The 26035-nt window shown below is 67.2% G+C and carries 26 protein-coding genes and 1 tRNA gene; 9 read left to right on the top strand and 18 right to left on the bottom strand.

What is annotated here, in order from left to right; all coding sequences use genetic code 11:
• Positions 1 to 24 precede the first annotated feature (24 nt).
• Entirely contained in the window at positions 25 to 1068 is a 1044-nt protein-coding gene (gene glpX / locus FS388_RS10750; RefSeq protein WP_146341413.1) for a class II fructose-bisphosphatase, read from the bottom strand.
• 99 nt (positions 1069 to 1167) lie between these two features.
• Between glpX and FS388_RS10745 the strand changes: the two genes are divergently transcribed.
• On the top strand, positions 1168 to 1851 hold the full coding sequence (locus FS388_RS10745) for a DUF4245 domain-containing protein (protein ID WP_168198690.1): 684 nt from the start codon (positions 1168 to 1170) through the stop codon (positions 1849 to 1851).
• Entirely contained in the window at positions 1844 to 2461 is a 618-nt protein-coding gene (locus FS388_RS10740) for a carbonic anhydrase (protein WP_146341411.1), read from the top strand. The genes FS388_RS10745 and FS388_RS10740 overlap by 8 nt, the downstream gene beginning before the upstream one ends.
• A 34-nt stretch (positions 2462 to 2495) precedes the next feature.
• On the opposite strand, the gene FS388_RS10735 is transcribed toward FS388_RS10740, so the two are convergent.
• Complete coding sequence (locus FS388_RS10735; protein ID WP_210410190.1) at positions 2496 to 2960, bottom strand: acyl-CoA thioesterase; 465 nt, start codon at positions 2958 to 2960, stop codon at positions 2496 to 2498.
• A 56-nt stretch (positions 2961 to 3016) separates the two neighbouring features.
• On the opposite strand from FS388_RS10735, the gene FS388_RS10730 reads away from it, so the two are divergent.
• On the top strand, positions 3017 to 3526 hold the full coding sequence (locus FS388_RS10730; protein ID WP_168198689.1) for a prepilin peptidase: 510 nt from the start codon (positions 3017 to 3019) through the stop codon (positions 3524 to 3526).
• A gap of 4 nt (positions 3527 to 3530) precedes the next feature.
• Positions 3531 to 4028, top strand: coding sequence for an NUDIX domain-containing protein (locus tag FS388_RS10725; protein ID WP_146341408.1), 498 nt, complete (start codon positions 3531 to 3533; stop codon positions 4026 to 4028).
• On the opposite strand, the gene FS388_RS10720 is transcribed toward FS388_RS10725, so the two are convergent.
• A complete protein-coding gene (locus tag FS388_RS10720; protein ID WP_146341407.1) occupies positions 4029 to 5438 on the bottom strand; it encodes a class II fumarate hydratase in 1410 nt (469 codons plus the stop codon). It lies immediately after the preceding gene.
• Positions 5439 to 5611: 173 nt separating this feature from the next.
• On the opposite strand from FS388_RS10720, the gene FS388_RS10715 reads away from it, so the two are divergent.
• Entirely contained in the window at positions 5612 to 6328 is a 717-nt protein-coding gene (locus FS388_RS10715) for a rhomboid family intramembrane serine protease (protein ID WP_146341406.1), read from the top strand.
• Between the two features lie 21 nt (positions 6329 to 6349).
• Here the strand turns inward: FS388_RS10715 and FS388_RS10710 are convergent, their stop codons facing one another.
• Entirely contained in the window at positions 6350 to 7711 is a 1362-nt protein-coding gene (locus tag FS388_RS10710; protein ID WP_146341405.1) for a PhoH family protein, read from the bottom strand.
• 244 nt (positions 7712 to 7955) lie between these two features.
• A complete protein-coding gene (gene uppS, locus FS388_RS10705) occupies positions 7956 to 8792 on the bottom strand; it encodes a polyprenyl diphosphate synthase (protein ID WP_246836195.1) in 837 nt (278 codons plus the stop codon).
• 84 nt (positions 8793 to 8876) lie between these two features.
• Here uppS and FS388_RS10700 point away from each other — a divergent pair, with 84 nt between their 5' ends.
• On the top strand, positions 8877 to 9593 hold the full coding sequence (locus FS388_RS10700; RefSeq protein WP_146341404.1) for a hemolysin III family protein: 717 nt from the start codon (positions 8877 to 8879) through the stop codon (positions 9591 to 9593).
• Positions 9594 to 9608: 15 nt separating this feature from the next.
• Here FS388_RS10700 and FS388_RS10695 read toward each other — a convergent pair whose 3' ends face one another.
• The 3 genes from FS388_RS10695 to mca are packed head-to-tail and all read right to left on the bottom strand — an operon-like array spanning position 9609 to position 13204.
• Positions 9609 to 11744, bottom strand: coding sequence for a thioredoxin domain-containing protein (locus FS388_RS10695; RefSeq protein WP_146341403.1), 2136 nt, complete (start codon positions 11742 to 11744; stop codon positions 9609 to 9611).
• Positions 11745 to 11775: 31 nt separating this feature from the next.
• The gene (locus FS388_RS10690) at positions 11776 to 12174 is read right to left on the bottom strand and encodes a hypothetical protein (RefSeq protein ID WP_146341402.1); all 399 of its coding nucleotides are present in this window, start codon (positions 12172 to 12174) and stop codon (positions 11776 to 11778) included.
• Between the two features lie 34 nt (positions 12175 to 12208).
• Positions 12209 to 13204 (bottom strand): mycothiol conjugate amidase Mca, encoded by a 996-nt coding sequence (gene mca / locus FS388_RS10685; protein WP_146341401.1) that lies wholly within the window; start codon positions 13202 to 13204, stop codon positions 12209 to 12211.
• Positions 13205 to 13223: 19 nt separating this feature from the next.
• Between mca and FS388_RS10680 the strand changes: the two genes are divergently transcribed.
• Together FS388_RS10680 and greA are read left to right on the top strand one after the other, a co-directional pair.
• Positions 13224 to 13679 carry a DUF4307 domain-containing protein gene (locus FS388_RS10680; protein WP_146341400.1) on the top strand — a complete coding sequence of 152 codons (456 nt, stop codon included), beginning with the start codon at positions 13224 to 13226 and terminating at the stop codon, positions 13677 to 13679.
• Between the two features lie 50 nt (positions 13680 to 13729).
• Complete coding sequence (greA, locus tag FS388_RS10675) at positions 13730 to 14233, top strand: transcription elongation factor GreA (protein ID WP_146341399.1); 504 nt, start codon at positions 13730 to 13732, stop codon at positions 14231 to 14233.
• Positions 14234 to 14311: 78 nt separating this feature from the next.
• Here greA and ilvA read toward each other — a convergent pair whose 3' ends face one another.
• The 3 genes from ilvA to FS388_RS10660 form a co-directional block, all read right to left on the bottom strand.
• Entirely contained in the window at positions 14312 to 15601 is a 1290-nt protein-coding gene (ilvA, locus tag FS388_RS10670) for a threonine ammonia-lyase (protein WP_146341398.1), read from the bottom strand.
• Complete coding sequence (locus FS388_RS10665) at positions 15598 to 17124, bottom strand: AI-2E family transporter (protein WP_146341397.1); 1527 nt, start codon at positions 17122 to 17124, stop codon at positions 15598 to 15600. Before FS388_RS10665 ends, ilvA begins: the two co-directional genes overlap by 4 nt.
• A gap of 103 nt (positions 17125 to 17227) precedes the next feature.
• The gene (locus tag FS388_RS10660) at positions 17228 to 18133 is read right to left on the bottom strand and encodes a Bax inhibitor-1/YccA family protein (protein WP_146341396.1); all 906 of its coding nucleotides are present in this window, start codon (positions 18131 to 18133) and stop codon (positions 17228 to 17230) included.
• Positions 18134 to 18350: 217 nt separating this feature from the next.
• On the opposite strand from FS388_RS10660, the gene FS388_RS10655 reads away from it, so the two are divergent.
• A complete protein-coding gene (locus FS388_RS10655; RefSeq protein WP_146341395.1) occupies positions 18351 to 19190 on the top strand; it encodes an aldo/keto reductase in 840 nt (279 codons plus the stop codon).
• A gap of 56 nt (positions 19191 to 19246) precedes the next feature.
• Here the strand turns inward: FS388_RS10655 and FS388_RS10650 are convergent.
• The 7 genes from FS388_RS10650 to eno form a co-directional block, all read right to left on the bottom strand.
• Positions 19247 to 19320 (bottom strand) — tRNA-Leu (locus FS388_RS10650).
• Positions 19321 to 19374: 54 nt separating this feature from the next.
• Positions 19375 to 20751 carry an NAD(P)/FAD-dependent oxidoreductase gene (locus tag FS388_RS10645; RefSeq protein WP_146341394.1) on the bottom strand — a complete coding sequence of 459 codons (1377 nt, stop codon included), beginning with the start codon at positions 20749 to 20751 and terminating at the stop codon, positions 19375 to 19377.
• Between the two features lie 54 nt (positions 20752 to 20805).
• Positions 20806 to 22290, bottom strand: coding sequence for a S8 family serine peptidase (locus tag FS388_RS10640; protein WP_246836194.1), 1485 nt, complete (start codon positions 22288 to 22290; stop codon positions 20806 to 20808).
• Positions 22287 to 23309: a Ppx/GppA phosphatase family protein gene (locus FS388_RS10630; RefSeq protein WP_146341393.1), complete on the bottom strand. Its 1023-nt coding sequence runs from the start codon at positions 23307 to 23309 to the stop codon at positions 22287 to 22289. The genes FS388_RS10640 and FS388_RS10630 overlap by 4 nt, the downstream gene beginning before the upstream one ends.
• 2 nt (positions 23310 to 23311) lie before the next feature.
• The gene (locus FS388_RS10625; protein WP_210410189.1) at positions 23312 to 23926 is read right to left on the bottom strand and encodes a DUF501 domain-containing protein; all 615 of its coding nucleotides are present in this window, start codon (positions 23924 to 23926) and stop codon (positions 23312 to 23314) included.
• A 29-nt stretch (positions 23927 to 23955) separates the two neighbouring features.
• On the bottom strand, positions 23956 to 24570 hold the full coding sequence (locus FS388_RS10620; RefSeq protein ID WP_146341391.1) for a septum formation initiator family protein: 615 nt from the start codon (positions 24568 to 24570) through the stop codon (positions 23956 to 23958).
• Between the two features lie 184 nt (positions 24571 to 24754).
• Entirely contained in the window at positions 24755 to 26035 is a 1281-nt protein-coding gene (eno, locus tag FS388_RS10615; RefSeq protein ID WP_146341390.1) for a phosphopyruvate hydratase, read from the bottom strand.

Below are 26035 nucleotides of genomic sequence, written 5' to 3'. Positions count from 1 at the left end.
CGCTCACGCGACACGCCGCCCGTCTCAGCGGGACGTGTAGGACTCCCACTTCCGGGCATGGTGCTCCGCCTCGACGGTGCGCACCGTGCCGGACTTGGATCGCATCACCAAAGACTGGGTGAAGACCCTGTCGCCTTGGTAGCGCACGCCGCGGAGCAGGTCTCCGTCGGTGATGCCGGTTGCAGCGAAGTAGCAGTTGTCGCTGGTGACGAGCTCGTCGGTGGTCAGCACCTTGGTCACGTCGTGACCAGCGTCGGCCGCCTTCTGACGCTCCTCCTCGTTGGTGGGCGCCAGTCGACCCTGAATGACTCCGCCGGTGGCCTTGATGGCGCAGGCCGTCACGATGCCTTCGGGAGTCCCCCCGGTGCCCATCAGGACGTCCACGCCCGTTCCCTCACGCGCTGCGGCGATCGCGCCGGCAACATCGCCGTCCATGATGAAGCGAGTCCGGGCCCCGGCGTCTCGGATCTCCTGGACGAGCCCGGCGTGGCGCGGACGGTCCAGCACGCAGACGTTGAGCTGATCGATGCGCTTTCCCGTCGCCTTGGCGACAAGGTGCAGGTTCTGCTTCACCGGAAGGCGCAGATCCACCAGGTCGGCGGCCTCCGGCCCGGTCACCAGCTTCTCCATGTAGAACACCGCTGAGGGATCGAACATGGAGCCCCGCTCAGCCACCGCGAGCACGGCGAGAGCGTTGTCGTATCCGAGCGCGGTCAGCCGCGTGCCGTCGATCGGGTCTACGGCAACATCGGCCTCAGCGCCCGTGCCGTTGCCGACCTGCTCACCGTTGAACAGCATCGGGGCTTCGTCCTTCTCCCCTTCGCCGATGACGACGACTCCGTTGAGGTTCACCGTGTCCAGCAGGGAGCGCATCGCGTCGACCGCAGAGCCGTCAGCGGCAAGCTTGTCTCCGCGGCCCACCCATGCACCGCCGGCGATTGCGGCCGCTTCGGTCACTCGGACGAGCTCGAGCGCAAGGTTCCGGTCCGGCTCAGTGTCCCCGACGGCGAGCCGTGAGCTCAGATGCGAGTAGTGCTGGTCGGCGTTGGTCTCGTCGTAGCCGCTCATAGGAAGGCCTTTCCCGTCGTGGTTGGTGATCAACGTCGTTGTCGATGGGCCCAGCCTATCGGGCGCCCGCGCGCGCAGCTCAATGCGAGAATAGGGAGCGTGACAGATCGACCCGAGCAGAACCCGGAGAGCGGCCCGCACCATGAGGCTGAGCCAGACGCCCGTGCCGAGCACGAATCCGAGGAGGAGCTTCCCACTCCTCAGCTCACGGAGGCCCAGCACAAACGACTGACGACGCCGATGTTCGGAATGCTGATGACGATGCTGGTCCTGGTGCTCATCATGGGCGGCTTCTACTTCCTCAGCCCCGAGCCCGACTACACGTTCATCCCGGACGAGGACGTCGAGGGCGAGGCGGCTGCGCTGGACGACGCCGGAGTCACCGCCTACTCCCCCCTCTCACCGGCGGTGCCGGATGACTGGACCGCCAACTACGCCCGCTGGGAATCGCGCGTGGACCACGGAGTGGACGTGTGGGAGGTGGGCTACACCACCACGGCCATGAACTTCGTCGGCTTCGCTCAGACCGAGGACCCGCAGCCGTCCTGGCTCGCCGAGGAGATCGACCACTCGCCGGCCGCCGGCGAGCAGAGCGCGGCGGGAATGACGTTCGAGCTATACCATGACGGTGATCAGGAGCGCCGCTACTGGGTGCTCACCGAGGAGAACAACGACGTCGACGGCACCACCGTGGTGATCGGCGGCGACGCCGGGGACGACGAGTTCCTCACAGCAGTGGAGGCCGTGGTCGAATCCCTGAGAGAGGACCCTGAGAATGTCTGAGAGTCAGCCCACTCCCGCTGAGGCGTGGAAGAAGCTGCAGGACGGCAACGCCCGCTTCGTCGCGGGAGACGTTGCCCACCCGAACCAGAACGCCGCTCGCCGCTCGTCCCTGACGGACTCGCAGCACCCTGTGGCTGCCATTCTGGGATGCTCGGACTCACGACTGGCAGCGGAGATCATCTTCGACGTCGGTCTGGGCGATGTCTTCGTCGTCCGCACAGCCGGACAGGTCCTCGACGACGCAGTGATGGGTTCGCTGGAGTTCAGCGTGGACGTGCTCAACGTGCCTCTGATCCTCGTCCTGGGCCACGACTCCTGCGGGGCCGTCGCAGCGACCATGAACTCCTCTGAGACGGGCGAGTTCCCGGGCGGATACGTGCGCGATCTCGTCGAGCGGATCACCCCCTCCATCGTGGCGGCTCAGCGAGCCGGCGCGTCCACCGTGAACGAAGCCGTCGAAGAGCACGTGAAGCAGACCGTGCAGCGGATGATCTCCCGCTCCACGGTCCTCCACGACGCGGTCGAGTCCGGGAAGACGGCAGTTGCGGGCGTCACGTACCGCCTCGCCGAGGGACGAGCCGACCTGGTCACCCAGCTCGGCGAGCTCTGAGGATTCCGCGTCCGGCGCGCACCCCCTGACGCTGTCAGTCGTCGCTGTCGCCGTCGGACAGCCGCTGTCCGGGCATCCGATCCCGGTTGTAGGTGATATCCGTGAAGCCGTGCGGTGCAGGGACTCCCTCTGGGCCGATGTTGACGAAGACCAGCTTCTCGATGGTCAGGATCTTCTTTCGGGTGACCATGTTTCGCACCACGCATCGCATGGTCAGCGACGTACGGCCGAAGCTGGTGGCCAGCAGGCCCATCTCGATCAGATCGCCCTGCTGCGCGGAGGCCTCAAAGCTGATCTCGGACATGAACTTGGTGACGACCCGCTCGTTGCCCAGCTGCAGAATCGCGTAGATCGCGGCCTCCTCGTCGATCCAGCGCAGCAGGCTGCCCCCGAACAGGGTCCCATTGGGATTGAGATCCTCAGGCTTGACCCACTTGCGCGTGTGAAAGTTGATTCCGCCTTCTGAGGGATAGCGCTGTGCGCCCTGCTGCTCGTCCATGGGCCTCAGTTTTGCACAGCACCCTCGTCCGCCGTGAGTGCGCATAGGCTGTGCCCGTGGTCGAACAGATCGAAGAGCTGCTGAGCTCAGGGAGCGGCACTGGCGCAGGGGTGGTGCTGCTGATCATCGGCGCCATCTGCCTGATCTGCGCGGTGCTGCTCAGCATCGTCGATGTCCGCGAGCATCGACTGCCCAACACCATCGTCTACCCCTGGGCCGCGGTCTCGGCAGGCCTGTTCATCGCAGTCGCTGCGCTCACCGGCGACGCGTACGGCCTTCTCCGCGGAATCGTGGCCGGCATCCTGTGGTCCTTGGGATTTATGGCTGTGCGCCTCATCTTTGCCTCAGCCGTCGGCCTGGGCGACGTGAAGCTGGCCTTCATCCTCGGCCTCCACAGCGGATTCTTCGGCTGGAGCTCCGCGGTGCTCGCCGTGGCATCGACCCTGATGCTCGCCGGCTTGGCCGTTCTGACGCTTCTGGCTCTCCGCAGGGCCGAAGGCCGCTCGCGTCTGCCGCTGGGACCGTTCATGCTGACCGGCACTGCGGCGGCCCTCCTACTAGGGTGAGGCCGTGGCCACACCAGACTTCATCACAGCGCTCCGCGAGGACATCGGGCACAAAGAGCTGCTTCTGCCATCGGTCCGCGCCGCGGTCATCAGACGCCGCGACGCGGACGGCTCCGCCCTGGACGCGCCCGAGGTGCTGCTGGTTCGCAGGTCTGACAACGGGGCCTGGATGATCACCTCCGGCATCCTCGATCCCGGGGAGGAGCCCGCCGCGGGTGCGGTGCGCGAAGTGCACGAGGAGACCGGGACGGTGGTGCGGCCAGTCCGGATCGCCGGCGTGGCGGCGACCCGCCTGATCGAGTACCCCAACGGCGACAGATGCCGCTACGTGGATACGGTCTTCGAGATGGAGTGGATGTCCGGGGAGCCGCTCGTCAATGACGACGAGTCGACTGATGTCGGGTGGTTCCCGGTGGACGGGCTCCCAGAACCGCTGAGCCCCGGCCATCGAGAATCCTTGGAATGGGCTCTCGACGCCGGGGCTGCGGCTAAGTGGCGGTGATCAGCCGGGCTGGGTCATGCGCTTGACGTCCAGCGCCTCGTCCAGCTGCTCCTCGGTGAGGTCTCCTCGCTCGAGGTAGCCGAGCTCCACGACCGCCTCACGGACGGTGACCTTGCTCTTCACGGCGTGCTTCGCGATCTCGGCCGCGGCTTCGTAGCCGATGTGCTTGTTCAGAGGGGTGACGACCGAAGGCGATGCGCCCGCAAGGAACGCGGCTCGCTCCTCGTTGGCTGTCAGCCCGTTGATCATCTTGTCGGACATGACCCGTGAGGTGTTGGTCAGCAGTCGGATCGACTCCAGGACATTGGCCGCCATGACGGGGATGCCCACATTCAGCTCGAAGGCACCGTTGGTGGAGGAGAGCGCCACGGTGGTGTCGTTGCCGATCACCTGGGCGGAGACCTGGATGGCAGACTCGCAGATCACCGGGTTGACTTTGCCGGGCATGATGGAGGAGCCGGGCTGCAGATCAGGCAGCGCGATCTCCCCCAGTCCTGTGTTGGGGCCCGAACCCATCCAACGCAGGTCATTGTTGATCTTCATGAAGCTGTAGGCGATGGTCCGCAGCTGCCCGGAGGCCTCCACCAGGCCGTCCCTGTTGGCCTGAGCCTCGAAGTGGTCTCTGGCCTCAGTGATCGGAAGGCCGGAGTCTTCGGCGAGGTTCCTGATGGCTTTCTCTGCGAAGCCCAGCGGCGTGTTGATCCCGGTGCCCACTGCGGTGCCGCCCAGCGGAACCTCGGCGACGCGCGGCAGGGAGGAGTCGATCCGCTCGATGCCGTACCGCACCTGGGCCGCATAGCCGGAGAACTCCTGGCCCAGCGTCACAGGGGTGGCGTCCATCAGGTGCGTCCGTCCGGACTTGACGATGTCCTTGAACTCCTCAGCCTTGGCCTCGAGGTGCTCGGCGAGGTACGCCAAGGCAGGCTTCAGGTCATTGACCAGCGCGGAGGTGACGGCAACATGCACCGACGTCGGGAACACGTCATTGGAGGACTGGGAGGCATTGACGTGATCGTTGGGGTGGACCCGCTTCTCCGACCCCTTGGCCTCCAGGTGCTGGTTGGCCAGTGAGGAGAGCACCTCATTGGTGTTCATGTTGGACGACGTTCCGGAGCCGGTCTGGAAGACATCCACGGGGAAGTGCTCGTCAAGGTCGCCCGACTCGACCTGCTCGGCGGCGACCACGATTGCTTCGGCAAGCTCCTCGTCGAGCACGCCCAGCTCCGCGTTCGCCTTGGCCGCGGCCTTCTTCACCCGGGCGAGCGCCTCAATGTGAGCTCGCTCGAGGGTCCTTCCGGAGATGGGGAAGTTCTCCACTGCACGCTGGGTCTGTGCCCGGTACAGCGCGTGGGCCGGCACCTTCACCTCGCCCATCGTGTCCTTCTCGACCCGGTACTCGGTCTCAGCCATATGTCGCTACTCCCGTCTGTGCGGTTCGGCGCAGACCGGGGTCCCGGTCCGCTCTCCGGGTCATCCTAGTCCGGCTGTGAGCCGGATGACACGTACGGATCAGGGTGGGTTTCAGGGTCACAGCCAGGGTGCCTGGGGCGACTGCCGCCAGACGCCTCGCCTATGGTGGAGGCATGAGCCTGCACCTGCAGCCCGGGGACGATCACCACGAGCCTCAGCGTTCGCTGGGCACGGAGCTGAAGCACTCGATGGTGCGCACCTTCCTTCCGGTGCTCCTGCCGCTGGCGGTGATGTGGCTGCTGTGGCTGGTCAACATGTGGACGGGCAACTGGCTGAATCTCACCCTTCGCCTGACGCCGCGCAGTCTCGAGGGGCTCAGCGGCATCCTCTTCATGCCTGTGCTCCACGGCAGCTTCGGCCACCTGCTCGGCAATACGTTCTCCTGGCTGGTGCTCGGCGGCATGGTCTCGCTGCTCACCCGCCGGTTCACCTTTGTCATGTCCGGCATCTGGCTCGTCTCAGGCATCGTCCTGTGGCTGATCGGCACCCCGTGGGTGCTGCGTCCGGACGGCTCCTCGTGGGGCGGGCATGTGGGCGCATCCGGCGTGATCTACGGGTTCGCCGGCTTCCTCATCATCTATGGGCTCATCACGCGACGAGTGGTGGCCATGGTCTTCGCGATCTTCGTCATCGTCTTCTACGGCCTCTCCATGCTGGTCGGCATGATGCCGGTGGCCGCCGGCATGCGCGTCTCCTGGACCGGGCATCTGGCCGGGGCCGTCGCCGGCGTCGCGGTTGCCTGGATCTTCACACGAGGGGTGCGGGAGGAGCGCCGCAGCCGCCCCTCCCGCACCCCGGCCGCATCGGATGAGGCTCCTCCGTGGTTCTGAGCCTCCGGGGCGGTCAGCGCCTCACTCCTCCAGCAGCTCTGTGACCAGGGCGGCGATGCGGCTGCGCTCCGATCGGGTGAGGGTGATGTGGCCGAACAGCGCGTTTCCCTTCAGCGTCTCGACGACGGCTGCGATGCCGTCATGGCGGCCGACCCGCAGATTGTCGCGCTGAGCAACATCGTGCGTCAGAACGATCTTCGAGTTCTGCCCCATGCGGGACATCACGGTGAGCAGGACGTTCTTCTCCAAGGACTGGGCCTCATCGACGATGACCCACGCATCATGGAGGGAGCGCCCGCGGATGTGGGTCAGCGGCAGCACCTCCAGCAGGCCGCGGGCCATAATCTCCTCGAGCACGTTCTCGGAGACCAGGGCGCTGAGCGTGTCATAGACGGCTTGGCCCCACGGGTTCATCTTCTCGGCCTCTGAGCCAGGGAGGTAGCCCAGCTCCTGTCCGCCCACCGCGTAGAGCGGACGGAAGACGACGATCTTCCGGTGCTCCCGGCGCTCCAGCACTGCCTCCAGTCCGGCGCACAGGGCGAGCGCAGACTTGCCGGTGCCCGCTCGGCCTCCCATGGAGACGATGCCGATCTCGCGGTCCATCAGCATGTCGATCGCCAGCCGCTGCTCGGCAGAGCGGCCGTGGAGGCCGAACACGTCGCGGTCCGCCCGGGCCACCTGCACGTACTTCTTCGATGCGGCATCCTGCTTCACCCGGCCCAGTGCGGACCCGCAGCCGGACTGGATGACCAATCCCGTGTTGGTGGGCAGATCATCAGCCTCCTCCAGCTCGACGCGCTCGCCGTCGTAGAGCTCGGCGACCTGGTCGTCGGCCGCAGTCACCTCTGCGAAGCCCGTCCACCCGGAGTCCGCCACCCACTCGCTGCGGTACTCATCGGCGTCGAGCCCCATGGCTGAGGCCTTCACCCGCATAGGAAGGTCCTTCGAGACCACTGTCACCGCCCGCCCTTCGTCGGCGAACGACTTCGCCACCGCAAGAATTCGGGCGTCATTCTCCGGCCCCCGGAAGCCGGCCGGCAGAACCTCCTGGCTGATGTGGTTGAGCTCGACCAGCAGGTGACCGCCCTGGCTGTTCAGCGGCACCGGCTGGTTCAGGGCTCCATGGGCGGTGCGCAGCTCGTCCAGCAGGCGCAGGGCCGAGCGGGCGTAGTAGCCCAGCTCCGAATCGTGGCGCTTCTTCTCCAGCTCGGAGATCACGACGATCGGAATGATCACTTCGTGCTCGGCGAAGCGCAGGACTGCCTTCGGATCGGAGAGCAGAACTGAGGTGTCTAGCACGTAAGACTTCTGTGCGACCTCCTGCGATACGGCTGTTTCGAGTGCAGCGGCATCAGCGGGGGCGGCGAGCGGGGTGGTGGCCACAGTGTCTCCAGACGGGTCTCAGATGCGCCGCAGGCGTCATAGTCTCGACGCATCCTCGGTCGGATGATGGTCGGCCGACCCATGGCCGCACTGACGGCCAGGGACCAGACCGGCCCCTTCTGCCATAGCGCATATGGTCTGGGCCTTCCGGTCAGGGTTCTGACACTTCTAATCTAAGCCTGCGCGCGGCCGTATGAGGGAGAACACACGAAACGGCAGGTGACGAACAGGTGAACAGCTGCTCTCAGCTGCCGAAGCGCCTCTGCCGCTTGGCGAAGTCCCTCAGGGCTCGGAGGAAGTCCACCCTGCGGAAATCGGGCCAGAGCGCCTCAGCGAAGTAGAACTCCGAATAGGCCGACTGCCACATGAGGAAGCCGGAGAGACGCTGCTCGCCGGAGGTGCGGATGATCAGATCAGGATCCGGCTGACCGCGGGTGTAGAGCCGTTCGCCGATCTGATCGGGAGTGAGCCGGTCTGCGACCTGCCGCAGATCCTCACCCTCGTCGGCGGCCTTCAGAAGGAGGTCCTTCACCGCGTCGGTGATCTCCTGCCGTCCGCCGTAGCCCACGGCGACGTTCACATGGACGCAGGGCTCCTCATCCGCACCCCCTTCAGGGCTGACGAGCGGGATGGAGCCGGTCGCGGTCGTGACGCACCACAGCTTCTGGGCCAGGGGCTCCGGAAGGAGCTCGGGCTGGCCCACCGGGTGCACACGGAGCGGGCGTCCGCCCGGCCGGGATTCGGCGAGCTGGTCCAGCAGGTCCCCGATGATGCGCATGAGCTGGTCCAGCTCCTCCCCCGAGCGGCTCATGTTGTCGGTGGAGAGCATGTAGAGAGTGACGGTGGGGACGCCGAGCTCAGCACACCAATCGATGAACTCCACGATCTTCTGGGCTCCGGCCGCGTGGCCCTCGGCGGTCTCTGCGCCGGCGAGCTTGGCCCATCTGCGGTTTCCATCCACCACGACCCCGATGTGCTGGGGCGCCGGCTGGGAGGAGAGGTCGGCGAGGAGCCTTCGCTCGTACAGCGAGTAGGCCAAATGCTTCAGCCCCTGGCGGGGCCCGGACTGCGGGCGCTTCACACCCGCCACCCTATGCCACTCCGTCGCCCGCACCCTTGTGACAGCTTGTTACCGACCAGTCACTCTCTCGATAGAATTCAGCCTATGGAAAGCACCGCCAAGGAGTCGCTGACCGCCGACGGACGAGCGTCCGCCCCTGCGGAGCAGCTCCTGAGCCCCCAGCAGCCGCTGAAGCCCAAGCTCCGCGGCTGGCTGCACGCCGGCATGGTTCCCGCGGCCCTGGCGGCCGGAATGGCCGCGGTGGCCTGGGCGCCCACGCCCGGCCTCACCGTCGCTGCGGCGATCTACGCCATCACGGGACTGCTGCTGTTCACCGTCTCCGCCGTGTACCACCTGGGGCGGTGGAGCCCTCGGGCCAAAGTGATGCTCAAACGCGTGGACCACGCGAACATCATGCTGCTGATCGCAGGCACCTACACTCCCATGACTCCGGCGCTGCTGCCCGAGCCGCAGTCCACCATCCTGCTCACAGGCGTGTGGGTCGGGGCCATCGGCGGGGTCCTCTTCCGAGTCTTCTGGACCAGCGCTCCACGATGGCTCTCCACACTCGTCTACGTGGTGCTGGGCCTTTCGGCCATGTGGTTCATCGCCGATTTCTTCGCCGCAGATGCAGCAGCGGCAGTCCTCATCTGCGCCGGCGGCGCGGCCTACGTGACAGGTGCCGTCTTCTACGCCCTCAAGAGGCCGAACATCTCACCTCACTGGTTCGGCTTCCATGAGCTGTTCCACGCCTGCACCCTCATAGGCTTCGGCCTCCACTACGCAGCGATCATGATCAGCTTCTCTGCCGTCGTCGGCTGAGCGCACCGTGCACGATCAGCTCAGCGGCGCGAGAGCTGCGCGGAGGTCTCCCTGCGGGACGAGGCACATCGAGGTCTCCGGGCCGTTGAGGCACACCGCCACGCGAAGCTCCGCCCCCTTGGACACGGTCCCCGGGGCCGGGGGCTCCACCGGGATGCCGAGAAGCGCCCCAGTGCGACGCACCTGAGCGGCATCTTCCGGGGACCCGCCGAAGAGCCGCAGCGCCGGCGACTGCTGCACGGAGCGCCGGAGCGCCAGCAGACTTGAGCCCACCGCGATCGGTGCCCGGGGAGCTGCCGGTGCCACGTGCTGGAGGAGCTCCCCGGAGCGCATCGGAAGATCGACGTCGACGGCGAATGCCTCGGCCTGCTGCACCGCCGCAGCCAGAGCTGCGATGGGGCTCGGCTCGGAGCCGTCGAACGGCGAGGCGTGCGCCGCGCCGGCCTGGGCGGCGTGCAGCAGCCCCTCCTCATCGAGTGTGTCCAGCACCTCAAGCCCCGCATCCGAGCGCTGCACAAAGTGCGTCGCCGTGAAGCGCAGGGCATGAGCAGCGCGCGCAGCCCACTCGGAGCCCGCGCCGGCGGAGGCCAGGGCGAAGCATGCCGAGATCAGATGCGCATGATCGCTCAGCGTCCCGACGCCCGTTCCCCGCTTCCCGGCGTAGGAGGTGCGGCAGACCCGACCCTCCTCATCCGTGTGCGTCTCCCAGAGGCGTTCGGCGAGGCTCTCCGCAAAGTCCAGAAGCTCTGCATCCTCCCACAGAGCAGCTGCCTCGGCGACTGATTGCACGGCCTGCGCGTTCCAGGAGGCGACCACCTTCCTGTCCAGGGAGGCTTGGCTGCGGCTGGCCCTCCGACGGCGCAGCGCGGGCATCATGGCGTCCCACAGGGCGCGCTCCTCATCGTTCAGGGGTGCGTCGAAGTGGACGGTGCGGGGCGTCTCCGCAGTGATGCTCAGCGGGGCTCCCGACGCGACCGCATGCTCGTCGGCGGGCACACCGCGGTTGAGCTCGACGGCTCTCCGCGCCTCCTCGTCGCTGAGGCCTGACTCGCGCGCGGCCTCTGCCAGTTCGGCATCGCTGAAGATGTATGTGCCGCCCTCCGCATGCGTGCCGTCCGGCAGGACCGTGTCAGCGTCGAGGCTGGAGGCCAGGAGCCCGGAGTCATCCAGCAGGAGCCGTTCCCTGAGCCATTCGATCGTCATCCGCGCGATGCGCTCAGCGTCTGCCCGGGCGCCCGCGTCAGCAGCCGTGTGACGCGAGAGCCTGGCATAGTGGCCCAGCAGCTGAGCATTGTCGTAGAGCATCTTCTCGAAGTGCGGCAGGGCCCACGCGCGGTCTGTGGCATAGCGCGCGAACCCGCCCTCGACGTGGTCGAACAGGGCGGAGCGTCCCATGGCGGCCATCGTCCGCAGCGCCAGCTGCCCTGAGGGATGCTCCGGATTCCATGCGGAGTCTTCGAGGAGCCACCCCAGAAGCGGCGAGGGCGGAAACTTCGGAGCGGCGCCGAACCCGCCGTGACCTTCGTCCTCCTGCTCGGCCAGGACGTCCAAGGTCCTGGCGCGAAGGTCGGCGTACACCTCACCGCTCATGCTGAGGGATGACCCCTCGCGATCGGTCTGCACTGCTGTGGCCATCTGAGACTGCTGGCGACGCTGGCCCGCGAGCGCCTCGGCAATGTCTTCGGCTTGGCTCTCCACCTGGTCGCGGCGCTGCGTCCACGCCTCATGCACCGCGTCGCACACTTCGGAGAAGCTGGGCACCTGACCCCTGCGCTGCGGCGGGAAGTAGGTCCCCGCATGAAAGACTCTGCCCTGCGGGGTGGCGAAGACGCTCATCGGCCAGCCGCCCATTCCCGTCATCGCCTGCACCGCTGCCATGTAGGTGTCATCGACGTCGGGACGCTCCTCCCGGTCCACCTTGATCGCCACGAAGCGCGCATTCAGCAGCTCCGCCGCTGCGTCGTCCTCGAATGACTCCCTCGCCATCACGTGGCACCAGTGACATGCCGCGTAGCCGATCGAGATGAAGACCGGCACGTCTCGTCGCTGCGCCTCGGCGAACGCCTGCGCGGACCACGGCCACCAGTCGACAGGATTGTCAGCGTGCTGGCGCAGGTACGCGGACTGCGCAGAGGCGAGACGATTGCTCATCCCATCACCCTACGGACTGGGAGGCCTCGCGTCAGCGGGGTGCTTCCGGCCCGCCCGGAGTCTCTTCCCGGCCCTCATAGGCCTCGTTCGGCTCAGCGGGGCCGAATCGGGCCTCAGCAGCGGCGGCGCGGGCACGCTGCTGCGACTCCGAGATCTCGGCGGGGACGATCTCGTGGGGGAAGTCAGCCTCGAGGCCCTCGTTCTCGGCCTCGACCTCCGAGGCGTACTTCATGCGGCGCATCCTCTTGACCAGGTCACGGATGACCAGCACGGCGAGGCCGACCATGAGGGCGGTGAAGAGGAAGCCGGCGATGCCGGGGGTGATGTCCTCCTCCTCCAGCCCTGGCCGCAGGTTCGGGGATTCGCCTCCCCCGCCTCCGGGCCACCACTGGGTCAGCAGCGGCATCAGGTCCGCAGAGAAGAAGTCCATAGTGCCCCTATTCTACGCGCACCCTCGGCGTGGGTCAGGTCCTGGGTATTCCTTCGAAGAGGTCATACTCAGGTGCGCCGGCGTCCACCTTGGAGTCCACCAGCACGTAGTCGTCGTAGGGCCAGATCCTTCTCAGGAAGTCATTGGGCGTGGCGAAGAAGAAGCCGTGCGGCTCGACCTGCGTGCGATGGGCGCGCAGGGCCTCATCGCGCGCCTCCAGGTAGTCCCCGACCGGCACCTGCGTGGTGACCGTGTGCTGAGTGAGCCAGTCCGGACGCTGCGACTCATCCTCCCACCGGGCCAGCCGCTCCCCGTAAGGCGATTCGAAGCCCGCCTCGAGCAGCGCCTCGTGGATGGCCCTGAAGCGCCCAGGATTGAACGCACGGTCGTAGTAGAGCTTCTGCGGCTGCCACGGCTCACCGAGCCCCGGATACCGTGACGCGTCTCCGGCAGCCTCATAGGCCTCGATGCTGACGCGGTGCGTCATAATGTGGTCGGGATGCGGATAGCCGCCCGACTCGTCGTAGGTGGTGATCACGTGGGGCCGGAACCGGCGGATCAGCCGAACCAGCGGCGCAGCGGACTGCTCCAGCGGCAGGGTGGCGAAGCTGCCGAATGGCAGCGGAGGCATCGGATCGCCCTCAGGCAGGCCCGAGTCTGTGAAGCCGAGCCACACCTGCTCGATGCCGAGGGCACGTGCGGCCTGCGCCATCTCCTCGCGGCGCACACCGGGCAGGTCCCGGTGGCATCGGCGGATCTCGGCCGCGTCAGGGTTCAGCAGGTCCCCCGCCTCTCCGCCTGTGGCGGTCGCCACGATCACCTCCGCGCCGGCGGCGGCATATGCCGCCATCATGGCCGCACCCTTGGAGGACTCATCGTCGGGGTGGGCGTGCACGGCAAGGAGCCTGAGGCCTCTCGAGTCAGGCACCTTCTGCGGGGCCTGCGGCAGACGCGCCTCCAGCTCGTCGGCCGCGGCCTCGACGGCGGACTCTTCGGGAGCGGATTCAGTACGACGGGTCAGCTGACTCATGGCGACTAGAATATAGGTGATGACGGTGACCTATGAGCAGCGCGGTTCTGAGCAGCACGAGCTTGACCAGCGATACGGCGCTCCGCGGCGCCGCCTCTCCGCCCGGACGAAGCGGTGGTCGATCATCGGTGCCCTCGCCGCCGCTGTCGGCGCCGCCGCATGGTTCACGATCGACCTGGCCTTCGGCGAGCTGGAGTACAACGATGTCGGATATCAGATCGTCTCCGACACCCGTGCCGTCGTGGACTACGAGGTGACCAAAGACTTCGACGCGACCGCCCAGTGCGCCCTGCAGGTGCTCGATGAGTCCTATGCGGTCGTCGGGCACCGCATCGTAACCATCGGCCCCCACGAGGGGCAGGGAGCAGGCGAGCGCAGGCAGTACCTGCGCTCTGAGGTGCGCACCGAATACGGCGGGGTGACGGGCATCGCGGAGTCCTGCTGGCTGGTGGATCAGCCCTCATCAGAAGGCTGAGCCCTCCGTGGGAAGTGTCATCAATGAGCCGGGAGGCCTATGATGGCTCAATGACCATGAACAGCCCAGAGACCGCCGAGAACGCCAACTGGCTGAGCCAAGAGGCCTACGACCGCCTCTCAGGGGAGCTGGAGCATCTCCGAGGCCCCGGACGCCAGGAGGTCGTTGACCGCATCGCTGCGGCACGCGATGAGGGCGACCTCAAGGAGAACGGCGGCTACCACGCCGCCAAGGAGGAGCAGGGCAAAGCTGAGGCCCGCATCCGCTACCTCGAGCAGCTTCTGGAGAATGCCGTCGTCGGCGATGCGCCGGAGAGCGACGGCACGGTGAAGCCGGGCACCCTCGTGAAAGCCAATGTGGCCGGCCGCGAGCTGGAGTTCCTGTTCGGCAATCGTGAGATCGCCGGTGACTCGGACCTCACCGTGTACTCCCCCACCTCCCCTATGGGAGAGGCCATCAACGGCACGCAGGCGGGTGACCAGGTCTCCTACACCGCGCCCAACGGACGCGAGCTCGAGGTCAAGATCATCTCGGCCGAGACCTACACCGGCTGACGGCCGGCACGAACTCACAAGGAGGCGACCTCCTTCGGCCTCTGGCCGGGGAGGTCGCCTCCTGTGTATGCAGGCTGTCTAGTTGAGCACCATGGGCTCGTAGCCTTCGGCCCGCAGCGTGTCCAGCACCTGCGAGGAGTGCTCGGTGCCTTTGGTCTCCATGGTGATCGTGATCGAGACATCTCCCATGGAGAGGTCGCTGCCGATGGGGCTGTGGTCCACACCGGTGACGTTGGCATCCGTCGAGGCGATGAGCCGTGAGATGGTGGCGAGCTCGCCGGGGCGGTCGCGCAGCATGATCTTCACCCGCAGGAATCGCTGAGCAGCAGCGAGTCCGTGCTGGATGACGCGCATCATCAGCATCGGGTCGATGTTGCCCCCGGAGAGGACGGTCACGATGTTCTTCGCATCGACGCCGAGCTCTTCGAGCTTGCCCTCCATCAGGGCCGCCACTCCTACCGCCCCCGCAGGCTCCACCACCATCTTGGATCGCTCGAGGAGGAAGATCAGCGCCTGTGCGATGGCGTCCTCGGACACCGTGACCACGTCGTCGACGAGCTCCCGGATGATGTCGAAGGGGATCTCTCCCGGCTGGCCCACAGCGATGCCGTCTGCGATGGTGCGCTTGGCAGCCTTGATCTGCACCACGGAGTCGGCCGCGAGGGACGGAGGGTAGGCGGCCGCGTTCTCCGCCTGCACCCCGATGATCCGTATCTCGCGCCCCTGCTCGGCAGCCTTGGCCTTCAGCGCCACTGCTGCGCCCGCGATGAGGCCGCCTCCCCCGATGCTCATCAGGACGGTGTCCACCTCGGGCTGCTGCTCGAGGATCTCCAGGCCGATGGTGCCCTGGCCTGCCACCACGTCAGTGTGGTTGAAGGGGTGGATGATGACGGCGCCCGTCTCATCGGCGCAGCGCTGGGCTTCGGCAAGGGCCTCGTCCACGTTGGAGCCGTGCAGCACCACTTCGGCGCCGTGATCCTTGGTCGCCGCAATCTTGGGCAGCGCGGCCCCGTGGGGCATGAAGATTCGGGCGCTGATTCCCAGCTTCTTGGCCGCCAGAGCCACGCCCTGGGCGTGGTTTCCGGCGGAGGCGGCCACGACGCCGCATGCCTTCTCCTCCGCGGAGAGGCGGCTCATCCTGATGTAGGCGCCGCGCACCTTGAACGAGCCGGCACGCTGCAGGTTCTCTGCCTTGAAGTGGACGGTGGCGCCCAGCATGCGCCCCATCGCCCGGGAGTGCTCCATCGGGGTGGGAACAATGACGCCCTCCAGCTCGCTCCGAGCAGCGACGACGTCATCCAGCGTCACGGACAGCTGCCGCTCTTCGGAACGGGGTGACGGGGCGGCGGCCTGCGAGATGATGCTCATGATTCTTTGTCCTCACGATGATCTTCGGCGGCGGGCTTGGGGGCGGGCACTGACGGGGAGCTCTCGTCGCGGCGCGGCCTCGAGCCGTCTCCTGCGGGGCGGCCCACCGGCACGGACCGGCCTGGGTCCTCGCTCGCGCCGGCGGAGCCCTGACGGCTGAAGACGGGCCGATCGGGGTGCAGGCCGGGCACCGTCTGCTTCACCCGGCGTTTGAGAGTCTCCATGCTGGCCTGCTCCTCGGCCTCGACTGCCTCTTTGTGGGCCTCCCGGGCGAAGGCTTCCTCGGTCTGCACGCGCCGCATCTCCAGCGCTTCGGGGTCTCCCCGCCACTCCTCCTTGTTCAGGTACTGGGTGGCTCGCTTGATGAAGGCGAGGATGGGAACGGCGATCAGCGCGCCGAGGATGTTCATCAGGGTGGTGCCGGCGGTCACCGCGAGCACCACTGCCAGGGGATGCAGCTTCACGGCCTTGCCCATGACGATGGGCTGCAGGACGTTGGACTCGATCTGCTGCACCAGGACGACCACGCCCAGCATGATCATCGCCGTGACGAATCCCTGGTCCACCAGCGCGACGATGACGGCCACGGCTCCGGTGACCACTGCGCCGACGACCGGCACGAAGCCGCCGAAGAAGACCAGCACAGCGATGGGCAGGGCCAGGGGAATGTCGAGAATGAGCGCACCGATGTAGATGCCGACTGCGTCGACGAAGGCGACGAACACCTGCACGCGCATGTAGGTGCCGACGGCCGTCCAGCCGCGCCGGCCGGCTCCGTGGATCGCAGGGCGGTGCTTGCCGGGGACGAAGAGCGTCATGTAGTCCCAGAGCCTGCGGCCGTCCGAGAGGAAGAAGATCAGCGTGAACAGGATCAGGACCGCGCCCACGCCCACGTTGGCGGCTGCGGAGCCGAAGGCTCCTGCAGACGACATGATCGTCTCCTGGTTCTCCTGGATCCAGCCGATGACTTCGTCGACAGCCTGGTTGAAGTCATCGCCGGAGAACTGGAACCCGAAGCTCTGGGCGGTCTGCTCACCCCAGTCGATGAGCTCATAGATGCCCTCTTCGACCTGATCCGCCATCTCAGCGAAGCCGCTGACGAGCTGCTGGCCCACGAGCACGAGCACCCCGGTGATGAACGCCAGCATGGTGAGGATCGTGGTGATCGCCGCCAGCACCCTGGGGAACTTCAGCTTCACGAACACGTCGTGCAGCGGTCGGATGAGCGTGGAGAGCAGACCTGCGATGAGCAGAGCGATCAGGATCAGCATGACGTGGCTGATCAGCCATATCGCCACGCCGGCCGCGATAAGAATGATGATGACGCGCCACGACCACGACGCCGCGATGCGCACACCCCAGGGGATGTCCTCCTGGATTCGCTCCTCCTCCGCCAGACGAGGAGAGGAGTGCGGCTGCTGCGGCGGGTGGGTCCCAGGCTCAGTCGGAGCAGAGGCGCCGCCCGTTGGGGTCGTGGGCGTCTCTGCGCTGAGGTCTGACGAAGGCGGGCCGGGCACGGTCATAGGTACTATCCTGCCACGCTGCGGCTGAATGCCCGGTGAGCGTCCGCCACGTGAGAAGCGGCCCGCCGGATGATCCGACGGGCCGCTTCTGCATGAGGACGTATCAGTCCTGCATACCTCGCAGGATGGCGAGCAGCCGCAGGATCTCGATGTACAGCCACACCAGGGAGACCGTCAGGCCGAAGGCGGCGGTCCACCCGTACTTCTGGTGGACTCCGGCTCGGACGCCTTCATCGATGTTGGTGAAGTCCAGGACCAGGGAGTAGGTGGCCAGGGCGATGCCCAGCAGGCCGATCGCCACACCGAGCCAACCGGTCCGCAGGCCGAACATGGCGTCGGTGGCGCCGAAGAGCATCATGCCGAAGTTCACCATGGAGAAGATGAAGTAGCCCAGCACTGCCACCATGAAGATCTTGTTCAGCTTCGGGGTGGCGCGCACCTTGCCGGACTTGAAGAGGATCAGGATCGCGGCGAAGACCGAGACCGTGGCGAGCACTGCCTGCAGCACGATGCCGGGGTACTGGGCCTCCAGAATCATGGAGAACGCCCCGACGACGAAGCCCTGCAGCAGGGAGTACGCCAGGATCAGGCCCGGATTGGGCTCTCGCTTCACAGCGTTGACGATGCCGAGCGCCAGTCCGCCGAAGATGCCGACGAGGAGCAGCGTCGAAAGGACCCCGAAGTTCGGAGCCTCCACGCTGCCGCCGAGCGTCACCGTGATGCCGGCGCCGAGCAGGACGACCACGAAGCTGATCGCTGTCTTGCGGATGACGTCGTCGAACGTCATGGGGGCGCCCTCGGAGCCGGCTGCGTCCTGCATGCCGTAGGACCGTTCGAGGGACTCGGCCTGCCCCTTCGGCATTCCGTGCTGCTGGGCGTAGGTCTTATCCTGCCGGCGGTCCTCAGACACCGTGCCGGAGTCTGAATTCATGTAGAAGCGGCGGCGCTCGCGCTTCTGCTCGTTGAACTGGTCCGGAAATGCTCCGGTATTGAAGATCGGGTTGGACATGAGTTTCCGGTCTCCTTCTTCCTCAGGGGTGCCGCCGGACCGGAAAGGGCCAGCGAACGCGACTGCGTCGGTGTGTTCTCACCCCATCCTAACGGCTGAGCGGCCCATATTATGCCGCTCGTCGAAGGGCGAAATAACCGACGCCCCTCCGAGGTTCACCATACTTACGTGTCGAAGGTCACCCTTCGAGCCGACAGAAACTGACCCTAGGAGCACAATGAGCACAGTTCCGCAGATCACCCTCAACAACGGCGTCACCATTCCGCAGCTGGGATACGGCACCTTCCAGATCACACCGGAGACGACGAAGGACGCCGTCCTCACCGCCCTCGAGGTCGGCTATCGACACATCGACACTGCCGAGATGTACGGCAACGAGGCCGGTGTCGGCGAGGCCCTCCGGGCATCGGGCCTGGCGCGGGAGGAGGTCTTCATCACCTCGAAGCTCAACAACTCCTTCCACCGGCGCGACGACGCACTGCGCGCGACGCAGGACTCACTCTCGGCCCTGGGCGTGGAGGCTATGGATCTCTTCCTCATCCATTGGCCGCTTCCCACCATCGACGTCGACTACCTCGAGACGTGGAAGGCCATGATCGAGATCTACGAGGCAGGACAGTCGCGGTCGATCGGCGTCTCCAACTTCCAGATCCCGCATCTTCAGCGCCTCATCGACGAGACCAGCGTGGTGCCGGCGGTCAACCAGATCGAGGTCCACCCATACCTGACGAATGACGCGGTCCGCACCTTCGGCTCAGAGCAGGGCATCGCCACCGAAGCGTGGTCGCCCATCGCTCAGGGAGGGGTCCTGGAGGACCCGGTGCTGGTCGACATCGCCGAGCGTGTGGGCAGGACGACGGCTCAGGTGACGCTGCGCTGGCACATCCAGCGCGGAGACATCGTCTTCCCGAAGTCCGTGACCCGGTCCCGCATCGAAGAGAACTTCAGCCTGTTCGACTTCGAGCTCTCCGACCAGGACGTCGCCGCGATCAGCGGGCTGAACAAGGATGAGCGCACGGGGCCGAACCCGGATACGTTCGACTACGTCCCTGAGTAGCTCTGAGCAGAGGGGGCCCGATCAGCGACCGCTGACCGGGCCCCCTCTGTGTTGTGTCCCCCCGGTGGGGTTCGAACCCACACTGGACCGATTTTAAGTCGGCTGCCTCTGCCGATTGGGCTACGGGGGGCAAGAAAGAAGGGCCGTCCGCAGACGACCCTTCCATCCTAGAACGCACGCAGAACTACTTGGCGGCGTCCTTCTTCTTGCCGGCTGCGGCGCGGAACGCTTCGCGCGGCTGTTCGAGGTCGCGGATAGGGGTGAAGTCGCGGCCGAAGATCATCTCGGCGGCCCATCCTCCGGCCACTCGGGCGGTCCGCTCGAGAGTGGGGATCGCCATGCCGTGGTAGCCGCGGTGCGCCACCCACGCGGGGAAGCCCTTGAGCTTCACTCCGAGCGGGTTGCCGACGCCCTTGTACATGCCCAGGCCCGCCACGGTGCCGAGGGACTCGTGCTTGTACTGCTGGATCTCGCCCGACCCGTACCGGACCGAGAAGAGGTTCTTGGCCAGCACCTTGGCCTGGCGCAGCGCGTGCTGCGCGTTCGGGACGCAGAACCCGCCGGGGCCTGCGCCTGTGAGGTCAGGGATGGCGGCGACGTCGCCTGCAGTCCATGCGCCTTCGATGGCCTCGCCCTCCTCGTTGAGGATCTGCAGCGTCGCGGAGCCGGTGATTCGACCCCGCTCGTCCACAGGGAAGGAGGAGGCGCGGCCCACGGGGCTGGCTGCCACGCCGGCGGTCCACACCAGGGTGTCGGCGGCGAACGTGTCGACCACCGACTTGTCCTTCATCGATGTCAGGGTCAGCTCGCCGTCCACGGCGGAGCCCAGGGAGGTGTTCAGAAGAACCTCCACGCCCCTGCCGCGCAGGTGCTCGACGACGCCTTCGGCCTGCTCCTCGGTGACCTCGGGCATGATGCGGCCCATGGCTTCCACCAGGACGATCCGCACATCGGACTGCGCCAGGCGGGAGTTGGCATCCACCGCGTCGCGGATGATGTCCTCCATCTCAGCCACGGCCTCGGTCCCGGCGTATCCGCCGCCGACCACGACGAAGCTCAGTGCACGTGCCTTCTGCGCCTCATCGGTCATGAGGGAGGCGGTCTCGAGCCGCTCCAGGATGCGGTTGCGCACCGCGACGGCCTCTTCGATGGTCTTCAGGCCGATGCCGACATCGGCAAGCCCCTCGATGGGGAAGACGCGGGTTCCCGCGCCGGCGCCCATGACGATGTCCTGGTAGGGAATCTCGATGCTCTCCCCCTCCTCCAGGCCTACGACGGCGGTCTTGGCGGCATGGTCCACGGAGGTCACTTTGCCGTTGATGATCTCTGTGTCCTTGAGGTGCTGACGGTGGCTCACCACGGCGTGCCGCGCTTCGATGTGACCGCCGACGACCTCAGGCAGGAAGGGCTGGTACGTCATGTACGGAAGCGGGTCCACGAGCGTGACGACGCCGCCGGCCGCCTTGACCTTCTTCTGCAGCCGCTGGGCCGCAGTCAGTCCGACGTAGCCGCCGCCGACAAGCAGGATGCGAGGTTTGTCCGAGAGGATGGTTTTTGCCATGCCTCTCATCCTATAGGTATGCGTCGCTGCCCTGTCGCACGCACACGCGCCGGCTCACTGATGCTTGGAACGGCGGTAGAGGAGGTGCACGACCGCGCCCGTCAGCATCAGAACCACCAGCAGCCCGCCGATGCCCAGCGCCGCGGGGCCTGCCCATTCCTGAGCGCCTCCGACCTCTGCAGCCCGCGGAAGCTCACGCGGCTCGCCCTCCGGGCCGGGCTCCACGCCGGCGGCCTCCGGGATGTCCTCGTGCGCCTGCTCGTCCTCCGCATCGGCTCTGCGGTGGACCCGAATCCAGTCCTCGAGGGTGGGATAGTCGGCGGCGCTGAACTCCGGCACGCTGCCGCTGACGGCCTCGCCCACATCGAGCACGCCGTGCCCGTACTCCGGGTCCACGCCCTCCGAGCCCTGGGAGTCCGCTGTCGAGACCAGGCGGTGCTTGACCTCACGGGCCGAGAGGTCCGGGTGAGCGGCCATAACCAGAGCGGCGGCCCCTGAGACGATCGGCGCCGCACCGGAGGTGCCCTCCCAACGGGCATATCCCCCGCCCGGAAGCGCGCCCACCAGCGGCTCCGAGGATGCCGCGAGGTCCACTGCAATGCCCTGCGACGATGAGTCCCGGCTGATGCTCCGGGCCTCATCCACACCGGCCACCGTCAGCACCCCAGGAATGGTGGCGGGAGCTCCGACGCTCAGATGCCCCGCAGCGCGATTGCCGGAGGCCGCCACGATCAGGACGTCCTGCTCCTCGGCGTAGAGGAATGCCTCGTCCCAGGATTCGGGCCAGTCCTGGACTCCGGAGCCGATCGACATGTTGATGATGTCGGCTCCCTGATCGACGGCCCAGGTGACAGCCTCTGCAATCTGCTCCTCGGTCCCCGGGCCGTAGGGATTGGGGTCCTCAAGCACCAGTGATGCCGACAGCAGATCCGCGCCGGGGGCCACACCGATCACGCCTGCTCCGCGCGGGTCGGTGTCCTCGTCCTCCTCGTCGCCCCCGGACTCCTCGAGGTCCTCGTCGAGCGGAAACTCCCTGGTCTCGTAGAACTCATCCAGGGCCTCCTCATCGATCTCGTCCTCCCAGTCGTCGCCGTAGGCGTCCTCCAGGTCCGCCTCGAAGTTCTCGAACCACTCGTCCCACTCGTCGTCGTCCATGTCGTCGAAGAGGTCCTCGTCGGCCATGCCCTCGTCGGGATCTGTGCCGCGGCCGGCAGCCAGAGAGGCGACCAGGGTGCCGTGCTCGGTGGCGGCCTGCGTGACCGGCGCTCCGGAGGACTCTCCGCCGCCGGAGAAGTCGGCGCCGCCCACCACAGCTCCTTCCAGGGTCGGGTGTCCGCCGTCGACGCCGGTGTCGATGACCGCGATCGTCACGCCCTCCCCCTCGGTGGTCTCCCAGGCCTCTTCGACGCCGTAGTCGTCAAGCCAGAACTGCATGTCGCGATAGGTGTCCGCGCCGGCGGGCGCTGCGGCCGTCGGCAGAATCAGCGCGGCAGCCGCGGCGGCGGCAACCAGGCCCGAGGGACGGCTGCGCAGACTCATCGCTGCACCGCCGTCCGCTGCTCGCCGATCGAGAGCGCGATGCCGTCGAGAATGTCGTGCTCGCTGGCCACGCAGGATCCTGCTGCCTCGCCGGTCACGTCGTTGACATGCTCGAGGATCAGGGACCAGATCAGTGCTCCTGCGCCGATGACGTCCACCCTTCCCGGGTGCATGAATCCGAGCTGCGCCCGGTCGGCGCGCTCCATGGAGACGAGATCCTCAGCGGCTTCGGTGACCGCGGCGACGGGAAGCCGAGCCCCATTGATCCGGGCCGGGTCGTACTCGGTGAGCGCCAGGGCGTGAGCGGTGATGGTGGTGACCGTTCCCGCCACCCCGACAACGGCTCGCACCTCGTGCAGCGGCACGCTCAGGGCACCGAGGATGCGGCGCACCTCGGCCGTCGCGGCACGGATCTCGTCGTGAGTGGGAGGGTCGGATCGCAGGTACCGCTCGGCGAAGCGCACGCACCCCATGTCGGTGGATTCGCCGTGCTCAGCTCCGGCTGCTGTTCCCAGGACGAACTCGGTGGATCCCCCGCCGAGATCGACGACGAGCACCTTCCCCTCCGGATGGGCGGCGAGCAGAGCATCCCAGTCGAGCACGCCCGCGGCGCCCGCGAACGACAGGGCCGCCTCCTCGTCGCCGTCGACGACTTCGGGCCCGTCGAAGTCCGGCACGGCTGCGCGTACCCGCTCCGTGACCCCGGAGAGGAACTCGTCCCTGTTGGCCGCATCTCGGCTGGCGGAGGTGGCGACGAAGCGCACGCGCTCAGCGCCGTGGGCGGCGATGCGGGCGGCGTAGTCCTCCACTGCGGCGAAGGTGCGCTCCAGCGCGGCGGGCGAGAATTCTCCTGAAGTGTCGACGCCCTCGCCGAGCCGCACCACCGTCATCCGACGGTCCACGTCGCTGAGCACGCTGGGGGCGGCCTCTGACGCGCTGGTGACGTCGGCGATGAGCAGGCGGATGGAGTTGGTTCCGCAGTCGATGGCGGCCACCCGCCGGGCTTCCGTTCCGGCCATGTCTACTCCTGGTCTCCGCTTCTGAGCCTCTTCACGTGCCGTGACAGATCCTTCTTCGGGACATCAGCCCCATGGTCCCAGGCGCTGCGGCACGTGCAGGTCTCGAGGGTCCAGTCGGCTGCGATGCGCTGCAGAGCCTCATCGCCGATGGGGTTGACGCCCGGCCCCGCGGCGAGGGAGTGGCCGACGTGGACGTGGAGGCACTTCACTCTGGGCTCCGGCATCCCTCCGGCACTGATTCCCTCGATCTCCCACACGGGCTCCAGGCCGGCAGCAGTCCGCACACGCTCCCGATCGGCCAGGTACGCCTCGTGCGCGGCCCGGTACGCGTCTGCGAGCGCGGAGTCCTCCTGCAGACGCTCGCTCATCTCGGCCATGACACCGGCGGCCTCCAGCCGCGAGACCGCAGCGGTGATGGTGGGGTGGGTCAGGTAAAAGGTGGTGGGAAAGGGTATGCCGTTCGACAGGCGGGGGGCCGTCGTCGCCACCAGGGGACTTCCGCAGCGGCATCGCGCGCCGATCTCTACGACGTCGCGCACGGGCCGGCCGAGCTGCAGACTCAGGGTGTCGAGATCCTCGGCGGCGGGCGTCTTGGCCTCAGGTGCGTTCTCTTCCACAGCGAACCAGGGTACCGGTGATCGAGCGCTCACTCGTCGGCATCCGCAAGAATGCCGTCCCACAGCCGTTCGGCCCAGGATTCGCTCTGCTCCTCCTGCGCCTCCTCCTCCACCGGCTCATCGGCGGAGGCATTCATCACGTGATACCGACGGTCGCCGGGCTGCACGAGGTTCAGCCGCTCCCGGGCCTGCTGGGTGACGAACTCCGGGTCCTCCCACCGGGCCAGCTCTGCGTAGAGGTCGGCCTGCTCCTGCTGCTCGGCGCGGATCTGGACGGAGAGCTCCTCGAGCTCGCTCTGCTGCTGGAAGTACGTCCGGACCGTGGGAACCAGGAAGGAGACGACGACGAGGGCCACGATGGTCAGCACGATCGCGCGGCCTGAGAGGGTCCGCTCGGGGACGGCGGCCGATGCGCTCACCGGGGAGCGGCGCGAGGCCCCGGCGGATGGCCGGTCAGGGCGATCCACCCGGCGCGCTCGACGCGCGGCGATGTGGGCCGGCGTGCGGATCTCGCCGGAGACCTGCTCGCGCTCGCTGAGCCTGCGCCGCTCGTCGCGCTCGGTGCGCGAAGGCCGGCGGCCCTGCTTCTCCTCGGATCGAGGAGTGTGGCCGGCATCGTCGGCTGACTGAGCGTCTCGGGCCATGTGGCATGTCCTCGGTGTGCGTAATGGGAAGGTGTACACAGGTTAAGGGGGCCGCCGCACCGGCAGCACCTTTGACACGCGGCGGCCCTCAGGCCGGACCCCCTGGACTGCTGCGAATGCCCGGAGGCCCGGTCCTCATATGAGGCCGGACCTCCGGGCATTCGGGGATCAGTGCGAGGTCTGATCAGGGGGTGAAGCGCGGAAATGCGCTGCGTCCCGCGTAGGCCGCAGCGTCGCCCAGCTCCTCCTCGATGCGCAGAAGCTGGTTGTACTTGGCGACCCGCTCGGAGCGCGCGGGAGCACCGGTCTTGATCTGGCCTGCGTTGGTGGCCACGGCGATGTCCGCGATGGTGACATCCTCGGTCTCGCCTGAGCGGTGGCTGATCATGGTGGTGTACTGGCTGCGCTGGGCGAGGCTGATCGCATCCAGAGTCTCCGTGAGGGAGCCGATCTGGTTGACCTTGACGAGCAGGCTGTTGGCGGTGCTGCTCTCGATGCCCCGGGCCAGGCGAGTGGGGTTGGTCACGAACAGGTCGTCGCCGACGAGCTGGACCTGAGCACCGATCGCGTCGGTGAGCGTCTTCCAGCCCGACCAGTCGTCCTCGTCGAGGGGGTCCTCGATGGAGACCAGGGGGTAGGACTCGACGAGCTCCCTGTAGTACTCGCTCATCTGCTCGGGCGTCTTCGACTCGCCCTCGAAGGTGTAGGCGCCGTCGGAGTAGAACTCCGAGGCGGCCACGTCGAGGGCCAGGGCCACATCCTTGCCGGGCTGGTAGCCGGCCCGGGTGATCGCCTCGGTGATCAGGTCAAGGGCTGCTCGGTTGGACGGCAGGTCGGGGGCGAAGCCGCCCTCATCGCCCAGTCCGGTCGAGAGCCCCTTCTCCTTCAGGAGCGCCTTGAGCGCGTGGTACACCTCCGCGCCGGTGCGCAGCGCCTCGGTGAAGGTGGAAGCGCCGACCGGGGCGATCATGAACTCCTGGATGTCGACGTTGGAGTCCGCGTGCGAGCCGCCGTTGAGGATGTTCATCATCGGCACCGGCAGCACGTGTGCGTTGGGACCCCCGAGGTACTTGTACAGCGGCAGGTCGGAGGCGTCGGCGGCGGCCTTGGCAACGGCGAGCGATACCCCGAGGATCGCGTTGGCTCCCAGCGAGCTCTTGTTCTCGGTGTCGTCGAGCTCGAGGAGCAGGTGGTCGATCAGGCGCTGCTCGGTGGCGTCCAGGGCCTCCAGGGCCGGAGCGATGACTTCGTTGACGGCCTTGACGGCCTTGGTCACGCCCTTGCCGAGGTAGCGGGAGGTGTCCTCGTCCCGCAGCTCGACGGCCTCGAAGGCACCGGTGGATGCGCCCGACGGCACGGCGGCCTGGCCGAAGCTGCCGTCGTCCAGCAGGACGTCAACCTCCACCGTGGGGTTCCCGCGGGAATCGAGGATCTCGCGCCCATAGACGCTGGCGATGAGGGACAT

The sequence above is a fragment of the Nesterenkonia sp. NBAIMH1 genome, assembly GCF_007922635.1.
GTDB lineage: Bacteria > Actinomycetota > Actinomycetes > Actinomycetales > Micrococcaceae > Nesterenkonia > Nesterenkonia pannonica.
Note: the sequence above shows the minus strand (reverse complement) of the source record. Positions and strands in the feature narration are given on the sequence as shown.

Bases quoted from the DNA above. Each gene is read 5' to 3' on its own strand.
- glpX (WP_146341413.1), bottom strand. From the start codon at position 1,068: ATGAGCGGCTACGACGAGACCAACGCCGACCAGCACTACTCGCATCTG.
- FS388_RS10740 (WP_146341411.1), top strand. From the start codon at position 1,844: ATGTCTGAGAGTCAGCCCACTCCCGCTGAGGCGTGGAAGAAGCTGCAG.
- FS388_RS10735 (WP_210410190.1), bottom strand. From the start codon at position 2,960: ATGGACGAGCAGCAGGGCGCACAGCGCTATCCCTCAGAAGGCGGAATC.
- FS388_RS10720 (WP_146341407.1), bottom strand. From the start codon at position 5,438: ATGGCTGAGACCGAGTACCGGGTCGAGAAGGACACGATGGGCGAGGTG.
- FS388_RS10715 (WP_146341406.1), top strand. From the start codon at position 5,612: ATGAGCCTGCACCTGCAGCCCGGGGACGATCACCACGAGCCTCAGCGT.
- FS388_RS10700 (WP_146341404.1), top strand. From the start codon at position 8,877: ATGGAAAGCACCGCCAAGGAGTCGCTGACCGCCGACGGACGAGCGTCC.
- FS388_RS10695 (WP_146341403.1), bottom strand. From the start codon at position 11,744: ATGAGCAATCGTCTCGCCTCTGCGCAGTCCGCGTACCTGCGCCAGCAC.
- FS388_RS10690 (WP_146341402.1), bottom strand. From the start codon at position 12,174: ATGGACTTCTTCTCTGCGGACCTGATGCCGCTGCTGACCCAGTGGTGG.
- mca (WP_146341401.1), bottom strand. From the start codon at position 13,204: ATGAGTCAGCTGACCCGTCGTACTGAATCCGCTCCCGAAGAGTCCGCC.
- FS388_RS10680 (WP_146341400.1), top strand. From the start codon at position 13,224: ATGACGGTGACCTATGAGCAGCGCGGTTCTGAGCAGCACGAGCTTGAC.
- greA (WP_146341399.1), top strand. From the start codon at position 13,730: ATGACCATGAACAGCCCAGAGACCGCCGAGAACGCCAACTGGCTGAGC.
- ilvA (WP_146341398.1), bottom strand. From the start codon at position 15,601: ATGAGCATCATCTCGCAGGCCGCCGCCCCGTCACCCCGTTCCGAAGAG.
- FS388_RS10665 (WP_146341397.1), bottom strand. From the start codon at position 17,124: ATGACCGTGCCCGGCCCGCCTTCGTCAGACCTCAGCGCAGAGACGCCC.
- FS388_RS10660 (WP_146341396.1), bottom strand. From the start codon at position 18,133: ATGTCCAACCCGATCTTCAATACCGGAGCATTTCCGGACCAGTTCAAC.
- FS388_RS10655 (WP_146341395.1), top strand. From the start codon at position 18,351: ATGAGCACAGTTCCGCAGATCACCCTCAACAACGGCGTCACCATTCCG.
- FS388_RS10645 (WP_146341394.1), bottom strand. From the start codon at position 20,751: ATGGCAAAAACCATCCTCTCGGACAAACCTCGCATCCTGCTTGTCGGC.
- FS388_RS10640 (WP_246836194.1), bottom strand. From the start codon at position 22,290: ATGAGTCTGCGCAGCCGTCCCTCGGGCCTGGTTGCCGCCGCCGCGGCT.
- FS388_RS10630 (WP_146341393.1), bottom strand. From the start codon at position 23,309: ATGGCCGGAACGGAAGCCCGGCGGGTGGCCGCCATCGACTGCGGAACC.
- FS388_RS10620 (WP_146341391.1), bottom strand. From the start codon at position 24,570: ATGGCCCGAGACGCTCAGTCAGCCGACGATGCCGGCCACACTCCTCGA.
- eno (WP_146341390.1), bottom strand. From the start codon at position 26,035: ATGTCCCTCATCGCCAGCGTCTATGGGCGCGAGATCCTCGATTCCCGC.